This is a genomic window from Variovorax guangxiensis (assembly GCF_003952165.1).
In the GTDB taxonomy this organism is placed as follows: Bacteria; Pseudomonadota; Gammaproteobacteria; order Burkholderiales; family Burkholderiaceae_C; genus Variovorax; species Variovorax guangxiensis.
Window position 1 is genome coordinate 364468 of the sequence record NZ_RXFT01000004.1, and the last position, 16044, is coordinate 380511.

At 70.7% G+C, this 16044-nt stretch carries 12 protein-coding genes; 1 reads left to right on the forward strand and 11 read right to left on the reverse strand.

The window, feature by feature from the left end:
- Position 1 precedes the first annotated feature (1 nt).
- From EJP67_RS12560 to EJP67_RS12575, 3 genes are all read right to left on the reverse strand, one after another.
- Positions 2-1084, reverse strand: a complete 1083-nt coding sequence (locus EJP67_RS12560) for an MSMEG_0568 family radical SAM protein (RefSeq protein WP_126022147.1) — start codon at positions 1082-1084, stop codon at positions 2-4.
- On the reverse strand, positions 1047-2099 hold the full coding sequence (locus EJP67_RS12565; protein ID WP_126022039.1) for a Nit6803 family nitrilase: 1053 nt from the start codon (positions 2097-2099) through the stop codon (positions 1047-1049). The genes EJP67_RS12560 and EJP67_RS12565 overlap by 38 nt, the downstream gene beginning before the upstream one ends.
- A gap of 143 nt (positions 2100-2242) precedes the next feature.
- Positions 2243-2725, reverse strand: a complete 483-nt coding sequence (locus EJP67_RS12575) for an MSMEG_0572/Sll0783 family nitrogen starvation response protein (RefSeq protein WP_126022040.1) — start codon at positions 2723-2725, stop codon at positions 2243-2245.
- A 355-nt stretch (positions 2726-3080) separates the two neighbouring features.
- Between EJP67_RS12575 and EJP67_RS12580 the strand changes: the two genes are divergently transcribed.
- Positions 3081-4490 carry an aminotransferase-like domain-containing protein gene (locus EJP67_RS12580; protein ID WP_126022041.1) on the forward strand — a complete coding sequence of 470 codons (1410 nt, stop codon included), beginning with the start codon at positions 3081-3083 and terminating at the stop codon, positions 4488-4490.
- 20 nt (positions 4491-4510) lie between these two features.
- Here the strand turns inward: EJP67_RS12580 and EJP67_RS12585 are convergent, their stop codons facing one another.
- Genes EJP67_RS12585 through EJP67_RS12620 form a run of 8 tightly spaced genes read right to left on the reverse strand, consistent with a single transcriptional unit; the run spans position 4511 to position 16029 of the window.
- A complete protein-coding gene (locus EJP67_RS12585) occupies positions 4511-6361 on the reverse strand; it encodes an FAD/NAD(P)-binding protein (protein ID WP_126022042.1) in 1851 nt (616 codons plus the stop codon).
- A complete protein-coding gene (locus tag EJP67_RS12590) occupies positions 6351-7280 on the reverse strand; it encodes a DMT family transporter (protein WP_126022043.1) in 930 nt (309 codons plus the stop codon). Before EJP67_RS12590 ends, EJP67_RS12585 begins: the two co-directional genes overlap by 11 nt.
- Positions 7273-10317: an AMP-binding protein gene (locus EJP67_RS12595; protein WP_126022044.1), complete on the reverse strand. Its 3045-nt coding sequence runs from the start codon at positions 10315-10317 to the stop codon at positions 7273-7275. The genes EJP67_RS12590 and EJP67_RS12595 overlap by 8 nt, the downstream gene beginning before the upstream one ends.
- Positions 10314-12101 (reverse strand): NAD(P)/FAD-dependent oxidoreductase, encoded by a 1788-nt coding sequence (locus tag EJP67_RS12600; RefSeq protein ID WP_126022045.1) that lies wholly within the window; start codon positions 12099-12101, stop codon positions 10314-10316. The genes EJP67_RS12595 and EJP67_RS12600 overlap by 4 nt, the downstream gene beginning before the upstream one ends.
- Positions 12098-13123 carry an ABC transporter ATP-binding protein gene (locus EJP67_RS12605; RefSeq protein WP_126022046.1) on the reverse strand — a complete coding sequence of 342 codons (1026 nt, stop codon included), beginning with the start codon at positions 13121-13123 and terminating at the stop codon, positions 12098-12100. The genes EJP67_RS12600 and EJP67_RS12605 overlap by 4 nt, the downstream gene beginning before the upstream one ends.
- A gap of 4 nt (positions 13124-13127) precedes the next feature.
- Positions 13128-14141: an ABC transporter ATP-binding protein gene (locus EJP67_RS12610; RefSeq protein WP_126022047.1), complete on the reverse strand. Its 1014-nt coding sequence runs from the start codon at positions 14139-14141 to the stop codon at positions 13128-13130.
- Positions 14138-15055: an ABC transporter permease gene (locus EJP67_RS12615; RefSeq protein ID WP_126022048.1), complete on the reverse strand. Its 918-nt coding sequence runs from the start codon at positions 15053-15055 to the stop codon at positions 14138-14140. Before EJP67_RS12615 ends, EJP67_RS12610 begins: the two co-directional genes overlap by 4 nt.
- Positions 15052-16029: an ABC transporter permease gene (locus EJP67_RS12620; RefSeq protein ID WP_126022049.1), complete on the reverse strand. Its 978-nt coding sequence runs from the start codon at positions 16027-16029 to the stop codon at positions 15052-15054. The genes EJP67_RS12615 and EJP67_RS12620 overlap by 4 nt, the downstream gene beginning before the upstream one ends.
- Positions 16030-16044: the final 15 nt, after the last annotated feature.

Genomic DNA, 16044 nt, shown 5'->3' on the forward strand with positions numbered 1-16044 from the left:
GTCAGATTTCGCTTTCCTTTTCGTAGATCGACAACGACGAACAGGCGCCGCACTTGCCGCAGCCGGCCTTGATGTCGGCCGAGCGCAGGCCCGCCGCCACCACGCGCTCGCCCAGCGGCGCGAGCAGCGACTTCATGAATTCCGGCGTGGGCGCCGGGTGGTCTTCCAGCGGCGTGCCGCTGATGGGCACGAAGGGCACGACGAAGGGGTACACGCCGCGCGCCAGCAGCTGGTCGCAGGTGTCGAGGATGGCTTCGCGCGTGTCGCCCAGCCCGGCCAGGATGTAGGTGCTGACCTGCCCCCGGCCGAACACGCTCACGGCCGCCTCGAAGGCGCTCATGTAGCGCGACACCGGCACGCTGGCCTTGCCCGGCATGATGCGTTCGCGCACCTCGGGCGTGACCACTTCCAGGTGCATGCCGAGCGTGTCGATGCCCGCGGCCTTCATGCGGTGGAACCACTGGTCGTCGTCCGGCGGCTCGCACTGGCCCTGGATGGGAATGTCGACCGCCGCCTTGACGGCGAACGCGCTCTCGCACAGCACGGCCGCGCCGCGGTCGGTGGCGTTGGGCGTACCGGTGGTCATCACCATGTGCTTCACGCCGTCGAGCAGCACGGCGGCGCGCGCCACCTCCGCGAGCTGCTCGGGCGTCTTGCGCGCCACGGTGCGGCCGGCCGCGAGCGACTGGCCGATCGCGCAGAACTTGCAGCTCTTCCTGCGGCTCTCGTAGCGGATGCAGGTCTGCAGCACGGTGGTGGCCAGTACGTCGCTGCCGTGCAGCGTGGCGATGTGCGAGTACGGCACGCCGTCGAAGGTCTGCATCGCATAGAAGCGCGGCTGCTTCGGAAAGCTGATGCTCGCGATGGGGATGCTGCCGCGCATCACGCGGCTCACGCCGGTGGCGTCGGGCGCCTCTGCCGTGAATGGCGAGTGCCAGGCGGTCGAGGTGTGGACCGGCACCATGATCGTGTGGCCGTCCACCGTCACGGCCTTGTGGTCCGAGGGGCCCGCGCCGCCGCGCCGGCTCGCGACGCCGGCCGAAGGGTCAGCCAGCCGCAACCCGAAGGACTGGAGTTCGGTCATCAGCTGCCGGCTGTCGGGCTGCTGCGTCGTCGAGGGTGTGGTCATGGTCGGGGCTCCGGTGAACGAGGGGTTGCGTGGGGTGCATGGGCACGGTGGTCTGCGCCGGCCGGTCGTTGATGGCGAGCGACAGCAGCTCCGGTCGCGCGTAGTGGCCGACCGAATCCATCATTCGCTTGCGCTTGGCGATCAGCGCCATGTCGAGGTCGGCCACCACCATGCCTTCGCCTTCGGTGAGCGGCGGCGCGAGGTGCTTGCCCTCGGGCGAGACGATGGCCGTGTGGCAGCCGCCGCGCAGCGCCTTCTGCAGGTCGGCATCGGGCGTGACGGCGCGGATCTGCTCGTCCGTGAGCCAGCCGGTGGCGTTGACCACGAAGCAGCCCGATTCGAGCGCGTGGTGGCGGATGGTCACTTCCATCTGCTGCGCGAAGACCGGCCCGACCAGCGAGCCGGGAAACTGCGCGCAATGGATCTCTTCGTGCTGCGCCATCAGGCTGTAGCGCGCGAGCGGGTTGTAGTGCTCCCAGCAGGCCAGCGCGCCCACGCGGCCGACGGCCGTGTCGACCACCTTGAGGCCGGCGCCGTCGCCCATGCCCCAGACCATGCGCTCGTGGTACGTGGGCGTGATCTTGCGGCGCTTCAGTGCCAGCGTGCCGTCGGCATCGAACACCAGCTGCGTGTTGTAGAGGCTGCCGTGGTCGCGCTCGTTCACGCCGAGCACGACGACCATGCTCCGGGCGCGGGCCCGTTCGGCCACCGCCTGCGTGACGGGGCCGGGCACGACCACCGCGCGCTCCGCCAGCCGCAGGTGCGGCGCGCCCTGCAGCACCGGCGGCAGCACGAAGCTGAAGTAGGGGTAGTAGGGCACGAAGGTCTCGGGAAAGACCGCGAGCTGCGCGCCCTTGGCAGCGGCCTCGTCAATGGCGCCGCACACCCGCTCGAGCGTGCCTTCGGGCCGCTCGAAGTCGGGCGCGATCTGGATCGCCGCGGCGCGCACGATGCGGTGAGAAGAGGTCATGGTCATCCCCTGTCCACGACGGCGAGCGCAGCGAAGCCAATTCGGGGAACACCGCAGAACCGGCTTTGCCGGGCTGCAGGTGTTGCCCCCGGCGAGGGGGTTGGCGAAGCGACACGAAGTGCGCGAAGACTGGGGGTGGACATTTACAGCGTCCAGGTGTCGATGACGACCGCGCCCGCCTTCTTGTGCAGCAGCACGAGGTCGAGCACGTCCAGCGGGTTGATCGGCGTGATGCCCTCGATCAGCGCGCCTTCCCCGTGGCCGTACAGCGCCTGCAGCGCGAAGCGGCAGGCATACACCTTGCCGCCTTCCTCGATGAACTTGGCGATCTGCTTGTTGAAGTTCTGGTGACCCGGAAAGGCCTCGTCGCCCAGCGTGGGAAAGCCGCGCTGCACGCCCAGCGTCACGCCGGGGCCGTAGAGCAGGACGGAGGTGTCGTAGCCCTTGCGCTTGAGCCGCGTGGCCTGCAGCAGGTTCACGAAACCGATCGAGCCTTCGAAGGCCACGGTGTGGAAGGTGACGAGTGCCTTCTCGCCAGGCTCTGCCTTGACGTCTTCGAACACCTTCTCTTCGTAGTCGACGAGGAACTCGCCTTTTTCGTTGCGGGGGCGGGTGACTTTGGGCATGGGGTACTCCGGGTTGGGTGGTGGGTACGCAGGTCTTGCGTGCCTTCTCCTTCGCAGGCGATGTGCCAGCGCTCCGGCGGCCTCGTGCGATCAATGCGCGATCAACACGCGGCGGCGCGGGCCGCGCGGGCGAAAAAATCTTTGAGGCCCCCTCGAACGCGGGAACGGTGCGGCCCCGGAAGGCCTGTCGCGCACCGTGACGACGCGCATCCCATGCGATCAATGCACCCGATCAATGGGGTTGATCGCACCTGATCGAAGCATTTCTCTCCCGAGGAGCGGGCGCGGTTCATGCATGTTGATCGGTGGCCGGATGCAATCAATGAATGCGATCAACTTCGCCGGAGCGCCCACCATGACCACGATCACCGCCCACTGGCGCAAGCAGCTGCGCAACACCTCGCGCCCGGCCTACCTGCTGCTGGCCGACCTGATCGCGGACGACATCAAGACCGGCCGCCTCGGCGTGCGCGACCGCCTGCCCACGCTGCGCGACCTGGCCACCGAGCTCGAGCTGAACTACACGACCGTGGCGCGCGGCTACGCCGAGGCGCGCAAGCGCGGGCTGATCGACTCGCGCGCCGGCACCGGCACCTTCATCCGCTCGGGCAGCCCCAGCCTGCGGCTGCGCGGCGGCAGCGGCGCCGAGATGACGATGAACATGCCGCCCGAGCCCGACGACGAGCACCTGATGGCGCGGCTGCACGACAGCGCCAGCCGCGCCTTCGCGCAGATCGACTTCCACGACCTGCTGCGCTACCAGGATTTCGGCGGCACCGCGCACGACCGCGCCGCGGGCATGCACTGGCTGCGGCGCTTCGTGCCCGATGCCGGCATCGACCGCATCCTGGTGTGTCCCGGCATCCATGGCGTGCTGACCGCGCTGTTCTCCCAGCTCGCGCGACCGGGCGAGCTGGTCTGCGTGGAGTCGCTCACCTATCCGGGCGTGAAGGCCATCGCGGCGCAGCTCGGCGTCCAGTTGCATGCGCTGCAGATGGACGACGACGGCCCCATCGCCGACGCCTTCGAGCACGCCTGCAAGACGCTCAAGCCCAAGGCGCTCTACTGCAACCCCACGTTGCTGAACCCGACCGCCGCGACCGTCTCGCGCGCGCGGCGAGAAGCACTGGCCGACGTGGCGCTGCGCTATGCGGTGCCGATCATCGAGGACGACGCCTACGGCATGCTGCCGCGCCAGACGCCCGCGTCGCTCGCCACGCTGGCGCCGGGGCTCACGTACTACGTGAGCGGCTTTTCCAAGTGCTTCGGCGCGGGGCTGCGCAGCGCCTACGTGTGTTCGCCGACGGTGGTGCAGTCGCAGCGGCTGGCGGGCGCGATGCGCGCAACCACCGTGATGGCCTCGCCGATCACCAATGCGCTGACCACGCTGTGGGTGGAAGACGGCACGGCCGAGGAGATGCTGCAGGCCGTGCGCGCGGAATCGGTGGCGCGGCAGGCGCTTGCGGTGCGCTACCTGGGCGACAGCGGGCTGCAGGCGCACCCGGAGGGCTTTCATGCCTGGCTGCCGCTCACGCCAGGCTGGAGTCCGGTGGAGTTCGCCTCGTACCTGCGCACGCAGAACGTGGGCGTGGTGGCGAGCGCGGCTTTCTCCACCGACGGCGATCCGCCCGACGCGGTGCGCATCTGCCTGGGCGGGCCGATGTCGCGCGAGCAGTGCGACCAGGCGCTGCGGCTGATCGCCGACACGCTGGCGCATCCGATGCATCCGCATGCGACGCTTCGAGACGGCAATCACGGTGCGTGAGCGGCACCGGAAGGGTGAACTCACACGGGATTGATCACTTGTCGCATCACGATCTGGGGGGCTGGCCGCTCCCACAGCGCGTCGAGCGCCGACTGGATGCTGTCGAAGGCCCGCGACCGGCTCTTGGGCGAAGGCAGGTAGTGGTTGAAGTAGCGCCGGCCCTCGGTCGGCACGCCCAGCAGCGTGAGTTGGCGCACCGGAAGGCCTGTCGCGTCGACCGGATGCCCGAGGGCGTCGATGAGCGGAACCGCCATTCGTTCGTCCGCCGGAGGCGGCGGCGACGAGCCGGCGCACAGGCCCGAGCGGCACAGCGCGGCGAGCAGTGAATCATCCGTGGTGTCGATCGCGCCGTACCCCGCGCGTCCGTGCACCAGATGGTCGAGGCAAGCGACGAAGGGTGTCTTGAAGGCGCTCGATCGCGCCCGCCAGACGCCGAGCGCGGCGTCGCGCTCGAGCGCGGGGGCCGGGCCGAGGTCGACGCGCAGCAGGCCGGCACGCATCAGCGCCAGCCATTCGAGCCCGCGCGAGATCGGCGGCCCCACGACCAGTTGCGAGATCCGCGGCGCCACCACGTCGAAGAAACGGCGGCGAGACGCCGGCGCGAGTGTGTCGAACTCCACCGCCTGGCGGATGAAGCCGCGCAGCACGCGCAGCATTTCCACCGCGTACTTGTACGGGCTGTGCGCCTCGCCCTTGCGCGCCTCGTCCACGTCGAAGCGCAGGCGCGCTGCAAAGGCTGCGCTGAATTCCGCGCCGCTGCGCGGCGAAGGCGCGGGCCTGGGGACGGATTCCGATGCGAGAAGCGTTTCAGGCGAGAACCCGGCCATCGATGGCAGGGTCTTCTCGCACAAGGCCTTCACTTCGGCAGGCGCTAGCAGTCCGAGCACGCCCCGGCAAGCCGCCGCCGCGTCCGCGCCTTGCGACAGCGCCATTGCTCGCATCAGGTAGGCCGCGCGCATCTCGGCCGAGAGCACGGTCAACAGGTCTTCCTCGAGCAGCAAGCCTTCGGGCCCGCGCGCCGCGCGCCGCAAGGCCAGGTAGGCATCGGTGCAGAAGATCGGCGCGAAGCTGCCCGACAGGTCGAGCGATTGCGCCGGCCGGCACGCGAACGGCATGCCGCTGCGGGAGTGCACGAACATGACGGGCTCACGGCCGCTCGGCAAGTACTGCAGCTCGCCGTCGTCCTCGCGCACGAAGCGGCCGCCACGGCCCGTGGTGAGCGCCGCCACCACGTCCACCGCCACCAGACCGGTGCCCGAGATGCCCACCGCAGACCCGGCCTCGATGCGCGCCTGCAGCGGTGCCGGCGGGTAGGGGGCCATCGGCCTTGCAGGCGATGCCGGCCGTTCGCCGCCGGAACGTGCCAGACCATGGCCGGTGCAGAGGAAGACGTGATCCACCGTGAGTGCCGAACCGTCGCCCAGACGCACGTGCACCCGCTCGTTGGCCACGAGCGAGACATCGAGCGCGCGATGGCGCACCTCCGAGATTCGAAGATGCGAAGGCGCGTTGTCGCACAGCACCGCGTACACGTGCCGCAGGTAGGCGCCGAAGAGCGCGCGCGGCAGGAAGCCGTTGGGGTCGGCTGCGATGTCGCGCTCTTCGCGCAGCCAGTCGATGAACGACATCGCGCCGGTGAGCGGCGCTTCGCCGAAATGGCATGCGCTGAAGCTGTCGAGCTGACCGGTGACGGTGTTGAGCAGCAGGAAGTCTTCCTGCTGCGGCTTGTGCAGGCCTGGGCCCGGCTCGTCGGGGTCGATCACGTGCACGGTGAGCGCGAGCCGTGGCTGCTGGCGCGAGGCGGTGACCAGCCGGTCGAGTACCGCCAGGCCCCAGGGGCCGGCGCCGACGATCGCGATCTCAACCCGCACGGCGCAGCTCCCTGTCGGGCCTGCCCGGCAGCGTGACCAGCATCACCCCGGCGACGATCAGCGCGCTCGCGGCCAGCAGGCTCCAGCTCAGGGGCTCGGCGAGAAAGACCACGCCGAACGCCACGCTCACCAGTGCCCGCAGATATGCGTTGCTGGTGGTGGTGACCGGGCCCAGCGTGCGAATCAGCCTGAAGAAGATCACACTGGCCAGCGCGGTCGACAGCACCGCGAGGGCCAGCAGTGCCAGCGTGGCCTCGAGGCTTGGTGTGAGCGTCCAGGGCCGGTCCATGGCCAGGCTGAAAGGCAGCATGGTGAGCCCGCCGCACAGCAGCGAGCCGGCCGCGGTGACCACGGCGGGCTGGTCGCCGAAGCGATGGCCGAACACAGCCCCGCACGCATACGACGCGCTCGCCCCCAGGACCGCCATGACCGCGAGAAAGTCGCTGCCGCCCAGCGCAGCGTGGGAACCGAGGCCGGCGATCCCGGCGACGCCCGCAAGGCCGAGCAGCACGCCCACGAACTTCGTGAACACGAACGGCGCCGAGCCGACGACGAACACCGACAGCATGAAGGCGAACAGCGGCACCGTGGCGTTGAGCACGCCCGCGAGCCCGCTTGCGATGTGCTGCTCGCCCCAGCCGATCAGCGTGAACGGCAGCGCGCCCTGCAGCAGCCCCTGCACCCAGAGCGCCCCCCAGCGGCCGGGGCGCGTCGGGAGCGTGAAGCCCTTCGCCAGGGCCAGCGCCGTCAACAGCGCCCCGCCGAGCAGGATGCGCGCCGCAGCCAGCGTGGCCGGCGGATAGTCGGCCACCGCCACCTTGATCAGCGTGAAGGAGCCGCCCCAGAGGATCGCGAGCAGCATCAGCAGCATGTATTCGCCCGGCGGCGCCGGGGTTCTTGTCCCTTGTTTCTCAGGCATGGCTCAGCGCCTCCAGGTGTGAGCAATAGTCGGTGAAGCACTCCTCGATCTCCGAGGGCGAAAGCAGGCCGGCGCGGTACTGGAACTCGAGGTGCGTGGCGTCGTGCCATCCGCGGATCAGCATGAGCAGGTCGTACTTCAGCCGGTAGCCGCGATCGGCGTGCCGCGGCGTCGCAAGTCCGGGCGCGTCGCCATCGGCCTGGGGCATGAAGTTGAGCGAGAAGCCGGTCAGCGGGTTGCGGTCCGCGCCGGGCGGCAGGCCGAGTTCGTCGAGCACCTGGTCGAACTGGAAGTCCTGGTGGCGCGCTGCCAGCGCGATGCCGTCGCGCACGCGCTCGACGAGCTGCCCGGGCGACAGCGCACCCAGCCCCGTGACGCGCAGCGGCACCAGGTTGATGAAATCGCCGATGGCCTGCGCGACCTGCGGGTGGGCACGGCCGGCCAGCGGCGTCACGACCACCAGGTCGTCGCATTCGGTCAGCGCCGCGAGCCAGCGGAAATACGCGCCCACGTACAGCACATAGGGCGTGCACTTCAGGCGCCGCGCCGCCGCCACGACCGCATCGCGCAGCGTGCCGCGCACGGCGGCCTCGATGGCATGGCAGCGTTGCGGATCGTCGCAGCGCAGCCTGTCGGGCAGGTAGCGGTGGCGGTAGGGCGCGGCGAGCAGCTCGCGGAAATGCGAGCGCGCGGCCTGTGCCGAGGCGTTGCGCGCGCCGGCCCAGGCCGCGATGTCGCGCATCGACGGCGGGGCATCCGTCGTCCAGGGTCGGCCCGCGAGCCGGGCGGCCAGCTCGCGCCCGAGCAGGCCCTGGCTCGTGCCGTCGCTGACCAGGTGGTGGACGGTCCACAGCAGCCGGCGCCGCCTGCCGGGCAGGACGAGCAGGGTCGCGCGGAACAGCGGCGCGTCGGAGAACAGCGCGATCTCCGCCTCGCCCTCGGCCACGCGCAGCGCGTCGATGCGGCGCGCCAGTGCCTCCGCGTCGAGAGCGCTCAGGTCGCACAGAGCCACAGGAACGTCTTCCGTCGGCACGATCGACTGGCGCACGGCGCCTTCCTCGTCATGGCCGAAGCGCAGGCACAGGCTGTCGTGGCGCAGCGCGATCTCGGTCAGCGCGCGGCCCACCGAGTAGGCATCGACGCCGTCGGGCAGCTCGAACAGCGCGACCATGTTGCACCAGTTGCGGTTGCCGCCCGCGCAGAAGGTGCGGAAGTAGCGCCGCTGCTGCGGGCTCAGCGCGAACCAGCGGGTGCGCGGGGCGGGCGGGATCGGCGCCGGCGCGGCCGAACCGGCCTCCTGCAGCTGCCGCGCCAGCTCGCGCGCGGTGGGCGCGTGCATCAGCAGCAGCGGCTGCGCATGCACGCCGAGCCGTGCTTCGAGCTCGGCGCACAGCCGCATCGCCGCGAGCGAATCGCCGCCGAGAGCGAAGAAGTCCTCGTCGACGCCGACATGCGCCTGCAGCAGCACCCGTGCAATCGCGTCGGCCACTCCGAGCGCGAGCTCGTCGGCATCCGCGTCGGAGGCGGCGGCGTCCGCGCGCGGCGCAGGCGCGGGCAGGCGTGCGCGATCCAGCTTGCCGTTGGGCGTGAGCGGCAGCGCATCGAGCGCGATCAGGTGGCTCGGAATGGCCGCCGCAGGCAAGCGCTCCGCGAGGAAAGGGCGCAGGCTCCGGCGCACGGCCTGTGCATCGGCCCGCGTGCTGAAGTAGCCCACGAGCTGCGCGCCGCCTTCCTCGTTCGTCACGCACACCACGGCCGCGTCGGTCACCGACTCGTGCGACTGCAGCACCGCCGCGACGCCCGCGGGCTCGATGCGGGTGCCGAGGATCTTCACCTGGTGGTCCTTGCGTCCGCGCAGGTGCAGCGCACCCTGCGCGTCCAGAAAGCCGAGGTCGCCGCTCAGGTAGGCCGGCTGCCCGTCGAGCACGATGAAGCGCGCGGCCGAGGGCTCCTCCGGGTCCAGGTAGCCCAGCGAGCGGTGCACCGTGCGGATCGCGACCTCGCCGGACTCGCCCGGGCCTGACGGCTGCAGTGCCTCGTCGAGGATGCGCACGTCGACCCCGGGCAGCGGCAGGCCGCAGCACTGGATGCCCTCGGGCGCCGGGTCGGGCACGCGGGCGCAGAACTTGGCGAGCGTGGTTTCGGTCGGCCCGTACAGGTTGTAGACCGCGCTCGAAGGAAACGCCGCGCGCCAGCGCCCGACCAGCGCACTGCCCAGCGGTTCGCCCGCGAACAGCGTGTGGCGCAGCATGGCGTTGCGCGCGCCCGCGGGCAGCGCCGCCAGGCAGGCCTGCGCCAGCGACGGCACCGCGTGGAGCACGCTGACGCCCATCCTGGCGAGCCAGTCCGGCACTTCAGCCGGTGTCGGCGGGGCGTCTGCCGGCGGCAGGCAGCCGGTCACGCCCGCGACGACCGGCAGCAGCAGGTCGCGCAGCACCACGTCGAACGACAGGCGGGTGAGCACACCCACGCGGTCGCCGGGCTGGAGGCCGAGCATGCCGGCTTCCCAGGCCAGGAAATGCGCGAGGCCGCCGCGCCGCCCGAGGATGCCCTTGGGCCGCCCGGTCGTGCCGGAGGTGAAGAAGATGTAGCAGCCCGCATCGGGCGCGATCTCCGGCAGGCCCAGGTCGTCGAGCGTCCACCCGGCCTGCGGCGATGCGGCGCCCGCGACGCGCCGGATGCCGTCGGCCCCGAGCGGCGACTGCATCGCGAACTCGATGGCCAGCGTGGCGGCCGCCGCGTCCAGCATCGCCTGCTTGCGCGCCGGCGGCAGCGCCGCGTCGACCGGCACGGCGACCACGCCCTCGAGCAGGCAGCCCACGAGCATCGCCGCCAGCCCGCGCGAAGCCACGCCATGCAGCACCACGCGCTCTCCAGCCTCGACGCCTTGCCGGCGCAGCAGCGACACCTGCGCGACCACGAGCGCCGCGAAGTCGTCGCGCCTCATGGCGCCTTCGTCGTCGATCCAGAGCGTCGCCGCACCGGTGCGCAGGCCGTCTCGCAGCAGCGCGGTGAGCGATGGTTGCGGCGCGTTCACAGTGTCACCTCGAACACGTCGGCAAAGCGGCGTGGGTGGTAGAGCGTGTGCATCGCATGGGGGCGTGCCTCCAGCGCGCAGGCCACGGCCTCCGCGACGGCCGGCGACTGCGCGAAGCCGCCGGTGTTGTGGCCGCCGCTGAGCACCATCTTGCCGCCTGCGTCCGCTTCCTGAACTTCGAGCACTCCCAGGCCCGAGGGCGTCCAGGGCCGCACGCAGAAGCCCGGACGCTCGCCGAGCATGCCGGACTCCCTGGCACGCCTGAACTTGTCGCCGAAGAGTTCCTCCGCCGTTTCCATCACGCAGCGCGCGAGTTCGGGCAGGTCGGCCAGGCGCACGTCCTCGGCCGAGGCGCCGACGAAGCCGTGCCCCGAGCTGCAGTGCAGCACAGGCCGGCCGGCGGCATCGCGCCCGGGCACGACGTTGGCGCCCTGGGCCGCCTCGCTGCTGCCGAAGGCGCGCCGGCGCACCTTGAGCGGCGTCTGCAGCGGCGTGCCATCGTTCGGCAGCGTGACCCACATGCCGACCATCGCGCCGATGGCGGGCAGCCCCGCCGTCCTCGCGGCCAGGGTGTGCGCCTGCGCGCCGGGGGAGAGTACATAGTGGTCGGCTCGCCGCAAGGCATCGTTGACGACGATGCCTGTCACCGCGCCCGAACCGGCATGCCGCACCTCGCTCGCCTCATGCTGCCAGTGGAAGCGCGCGCCGAGGCGCTCGAGCAGCCCGATCAGGTTGCGGCAGAACGAGACGATGTTGAGCGAGAACCCTTGCACATCGAGCGCTCCCGCGATCGCTCCCTCGTCGATCGCGCTGCCCAGCGCGGGCTCGCGCTCGCGCAACCGCGTGAGCGGGACCGCGCCGATCAGCGCACCGATCTCGGCCTCGGCCGTCTGCGCCGCGCGCAGGGACGCCTCGCTCGGGTAGATGCGCAGCAGCCGGCCGACGTGGTGTGTCTCGCGCAGCAGCTCCGGATAGAGGCTGAAGAGCTCGCGCCACAGCCGGTGGCTCTGCCGGTTGAAGCCGACGATGTCGTTGCCATAGAGCAGCGCCGCCCAGGGCGGCACCTGTTCGAGCTGGTCGATCCAGCGGCGGTCGGCGTCCGACATCGTCTCGTAGTCGCGGGACAGCCAGCCGTCCTGCGAAATTCCAAGGCGGAAGCGCGGCGTGTCCCGCGGCGTGTAGAGCGGCGAACAGGCCAGGTGATGGCGCGACTCGTTGTACGAGAAGATGCGCGCGTCCCTGCCGCCGAAGGTCGCGCCGGCGCGCTCGGCGTGCGGCGTGTCGCCCCGGCGCGGATCGGCCATGCGGTCGTACACCGACACGCGATGGCCGCGCCGGCACAGCGTCAGCGCCGTGACCAGGTTGACGACGCCCGCGCCGACCAGCATCACCTCGCCCGGCGCACCGGCCACCGCCTCGGCGGCCGGCCCATGCCTCGGCCGGCACATGGATTCCGCAAGCACGAAGGCTTCGTACTCGGCGCGCTCCCAGTTCGATCCGGTCACGAAGGCGCAGCGCCCTTGGAGCGTCGACGGATCGATGGCGATCCGCGAGGCCGAGAGGCCGCAGAAGATGAAGCGGCAGCCGGGGAGCCCGGCCGCGATGGCCGAGACCGTCTCGTACTGCGCCTCGCGCGCGATCACCACGTCGGGCGCGAGCGCGGCGAGCTCCGCGGCGACCTGGTGCGGCGCCTTGGCCGCGAGGTCGGGCCTCAGCACGATGTTGCGCGCCACGAAGACATCGGCCGATGTCCGCGCGAGCCAGCACATGACGACGATCTTCATGCGCCACCCGCCCGGTCGACCAGGTGGCACGCGACCCAGCGGTCGCCGGCGACTCGCGCGAGCGCTGGCACCTCCTCGGCGCAGCGGCGCGTGGAGCGCGGGCAGCGCGGATGGAAATGGCAGCCGCGCGGCGGATTCAGAGGAGAGGGAATCTCTCCCCGGATCGCCACGAAGGTCTTCTTGCGCACCTCCAGCTTCGGCGCCTCGGCCAGCAGGCCTTCGGTGTAGGGGTGCAGCGGCTGCTCGAACAGCGCGTCCGCGCCGGCCGACTCGACCACCCGCCCGAGGTACATCACGACCACCCGGTCGCTGATGTGCCGCACCACGCCGAGGTCGTGGCTGATGAACAGGTAGGTGAGGGCCAGTTCCTCGCGCAGCGCCATGAACAGGTTGATCACCTGGGCCTGGATGGAGACGTCGAGCGCCGCCACCGCCTCGTCGCAGATCAGCAGCCGGGGCTGTACGGCCAGCGCCCGGGCGATGCCGATGCGCGCGCGCTGGCCGCCCGAGAACTGGTGCGGGAAGCGCCGCATGAAGCCGGCGTCGAGCCCGACCTTGCGCATCAGAGCCGCCACGAGTTCTTCCTGATCCTTCGCGTCGATCAGCCCGTGCGCCACGGGTGCCTCGCCGATGATCTGGCGCACGCGCATGCGCGGGTTCAGGCTCGCATAGGGGTCCTGGAAGATCATCTGCACGCCGAGCATGTCGCGCCGGTGCTCGGCAGCCGAGAGCCGCCGCCTGCGCAGCTCGGCGTCCTCTCCCTGCCACCAGCGCTCGCCTTCGCTCAGCGCCTGCAGGCCCGCGGCCATGCGTCCGAGCGTGGACTTGCCGCAGCCCGACTCGCCCACCAGCCCGACGACTTCGCCGGGACGCACCGCGAGCGAAACGCCGTCGACGGCATGGACGGTGCGCGCGGGCGCCTGGGCGCCGAAGAGGCGCGCGATCTTCGCCGCGGCATCGGGCTTGCGGACGAAACGCTTGGAGCTGGCGCGCAGCTCGAGCAATGGGGTGACGGATTCCATGGTGTCAGTTCGCGATCGCGGCGGAGGAGGGCAGAGGAGTCGGATGGAAGCAGCGCAGCCGGCGGCCGTCGAGCGCCACCAGGGGCGGCTCGTTGCGGCAGACGACATCGGCGTTGGCGCAGCGCGCCTGGAATGCGCAGCCCTGGGGCAGCGCGAGCAGCGAAGGCGTCATGCCGGGAATCTGCTGCAGCGGACGTCCGCGCGGGTTGCGCGACGGGGCGCTGGCGATCAGCCCTCGCGTGTACGGGTGGCGCGGCCGGTCGAGCACCTCGGCCACGGGGCCCTGTTCGACGATGCGCCCGGCATACATCACGCTGACCGTGTCGGCCAGGCCCGCCACCACCGACAGGTCGTGCGAGATCCAGATCAGCGCGGTGCCCGACGCCCGGCACAGGGCCTGCATCTCCGCGAGGATCTGGCCTTGCACCGTGACATCGAGCGCGGTGGTTGGCTCGTCCGCGATGATCACGTCGGGCTCGTTGAGCAGCGCGATGGCAATCGCCACGCGCTGGCGCATGCCGCCCGAGAACTGGTGCGGGTAGGCCAGCAGACGCTCGTGCGGCGACGCGATGCCGACTTTCGCGAGCGCGGCGGCCGCGCGTTCGCGCGCCACGCGCTCGCTGACCTTGTGATGCGCGCGCACCGCCTCGATCATCTGCGTGTCGATGCGAAGCACCGGGTTCAGCGTCATCATCGGATCCTGGAAGATCATCGCCACGCGGTTGCCGCGCACGCCCTGCAGCGCGCGCGGTGACAGGCTCCGCAGGTCGAGCACCTCGCCGGTGCGCAGCGCCAGGCGCAGGCGGCCCGCCACCACGCGGCCCGGCGGGTCGATCAGGCCGATCAGCGAGTAGCCCGTCATCGACTTGCCGGAACCCGATTCGCCGACCAGGCCCATGATCTGCCCGCGTTCGATGGAAAAGGACACGTCGTCCACGGCCTTCACGATGCCCGCGCGCGTGGCGAACTGCGTCTTCAGGCCCTCGACGAGCAGGACGGGTTGGGAGGCGTTCGTCATTGCTTCTGCAGCCGTGGGTTCGACACGTCCCGCAGCTGGTCGGCCACGAGGTTGATCGCCAGGATCGTGAGCAGCAGCAGGATGCCGGGATAGAGCGACATCCAGTACTTGCCCGCGAGCAGGTATTGCTGGCCGTTGGCGATCAGCAGCCCTAGCGAGGGCTCGGTGATCGGCACGCCCAGGCCAAGGAAGGACAGCGTGGCCTCCAGCGAGATCGCGTTGGCCACCTGCAGCGCGGCCACCACGATCACCGGCGGCAGGCAGTTGGGCAGCAGGTGCCGCAGCACGATGCGTGCGTCGCCCAGTGCCAGGCCTTGCGCCGCCTCGATGTATTCCTTCCTGCGCTCGACCAGCGCGGCGGCGCGAACGGTACGCGCGTAGTAGGCCCATTGCACCGCCACCAGCGCGATCGCGACGTTGCCTACGCCGGGCTTGAGCAGCGTGATCAGCACCAGCGCGACCAGGATCGCGGGAAACGACAGCTGGATGTCGACGATGCGCATGAGCAGCGCATCGAGCCGCCCGCCGGTGTAGGCCGCGAGCAGGCCCAGGACGGTGCCGAGCGACAGCGCCGCGATCGTGGCCACCACGCCGATGCCCAGCGAGATGCGCAGCCCGTAGAGCATGCCCGAGAGCATGTCGCGGCCCTGGTCGTCGGTGCCCAGCAGGTAGAGCTTGCCGGGGCCGGACGCGTGGTCGGCACCGTGCGAGCCGGGCGGCAGGCGCGAGTCGAGGATGTTGAGCTGGGCCAGGTCGTACGGGTTCTGCGGCGCGAGCAAGGGCGCGAGCAGGGCGGCGAGCAGCAGCGCGAGCAGCACGGCTGCGCCGAGCACTGCGAGCTTGGAGTGGGCGTACTGGCGCAACAGCCGGCGCAGCGGGGATTCGTCGTCTTCGGTCATGGTCGTTGTCGTCATGCGCCTTGTTCGTCGAGGCGAACGCGCGGGTCGAGGCTCGAGTAAGCGATGTCCACGAGCAGGTTGAGCAGGGTGAACATCGACACCACCACCAGCAGGTAGGCGACGATCACCGGGCGGTCGAGCGAGGAGATTGATTCGATGATCAGCTTGCCCGCGCCAGGCCAGACGAAGATGGTTTCGGTCACCGCGGCGAACGCCACCAGCGCGCCGAACTCCAGCGCCACCACCGTCACGATCGGCACGAGGATGTTCTTGAGAACGTGCACGCCCACCACGCGTGCCGGAGCGAGGCCCTTGGCACGTGCGAACTTGACGTAGTCCTGCGTCAGTGCCTCGTGCGTGCTGGCCCGGGTCAGCCGCGTGACCAGCGCGAGCTTGAAGAGCGCGAGGTTCACCGCGGGCAGCAGCAGGTGCTTCCAGCCCTCGAGGCTGAAGACCGACAGCGACAGCCCTAGCACTTCGCGCGTCGGTCCGCGTCCGCCCGCGGGCAGCCAGGCCAGCTGCACCGCGAACACGACGATGAGCATCAGTCCGACCCAGAAGGTCGGCAGCGAGAAGCCCAGGATCGAGCCGGTCATGATGCTCCTGCCGATCCACGACTGAGGCCGAAGCCCCGCCCAGAGGCCCAGCGGCACGCCGAGCGCGATCGCGATCAGCATCGCGACACAGGCGAGCTCCAGCGTGGCGGGCAGCCGTTCGAACACCAGCGCGATCGCGGGCACGCCGTGGACGAAGGAGTTGCCCAGGTCCCCGTGCAGCGCGTGCCGCAGGAAGTTCCAGTACTGCAGCGGCAGGGCCTGGTCCAGGCCCATGGCCTGCACCAGCCGCGCGCGCTCGGCCTGATCGGCGTCCATGCTGATCAGGATGTCGGCCGGATTGCCGATCAGGTAGACGCTGGCGAACACCAGCATCGACATCGCCAGAAGTACGCCGACGCTCTGCGCCAGGCGGCGGATCACATAAGCCAGCATGATGGTCCCGTGCTG

Bases quoted from the DNA above. Each gene is read 5' to 3' on its own strand.
- EJP67_RS12560 (WP_126022147.1), bottom strand. From the start codon at position 1,084: ATGACCGAACTCCAGTCCTTCGGGTTGCGGCTGGCTGACCCTTCGGCC.
- EJP67_RS12565 (WP_126022039.1), bottom strand. From the start codon at position 2,099: ATGACCTCTTCTCACCGCATCGTGCGCGCCGCGGCGATCCAGATCGCG.
- EJP67_RS12575 (WP_126022040.1), bottom strand. From the start codon at position 2,725: ATGCCCAAAGTCACCCGCCCCCGCAACGAAAAAGGCGAGTTCCTCGTC.
- EJP67_RS12580 (WP_126022041.1), top strand. From the start codon at position 3,081: ATGACCACGATCACCGCCCACTGGCGCAAGCAGCTGCGCAACACCTCG.
- EJP67_RS12590 (WP_126022043.1), bottom strand. From the start codon at position 7,280: ATGCCTGAGAAACAAGGGACAAGAACCCCGGCGCCGCCGGGCGAATAC.
- EJP67_RS12600 (WP_126022045.1), bottom strand. From the start codon at position 12,101: ATGAAGATCGTCGTCATGTGCTGGCTCGCGCGGACATCGGCCGATGTC.
- EJP67_RS12605 (WP_126022046.1), bottom strand. From the start codon at position 13,123: ATGGAATCCGTCACCCCATTGCTCGAGCTGCGCGCCAGCTCCAAGCGT.
- EJP67_RS12610 (WP_126022047.1), bottom strand. From the start codon at position 14,141: ATGACGAACGCCTCCCAACCCGTCCTGCTCGTCGAGGGCCTGAAGACG.
- EJP67_RS12615 (WP_126022048.1), bottom strand. From the start codon at position 15,055: ATGACGACAACGACCATGACCGAAGACGACGAATCCCCGCTGCGCCGG.
- EJP67_RS12620 (WP_126022049.1), bottom strand. From the start codon at position 16,029: ATGCTGGCTTATGTGATCCGCCGCCTGGCGCAGAGCGTCGGCGTACTT.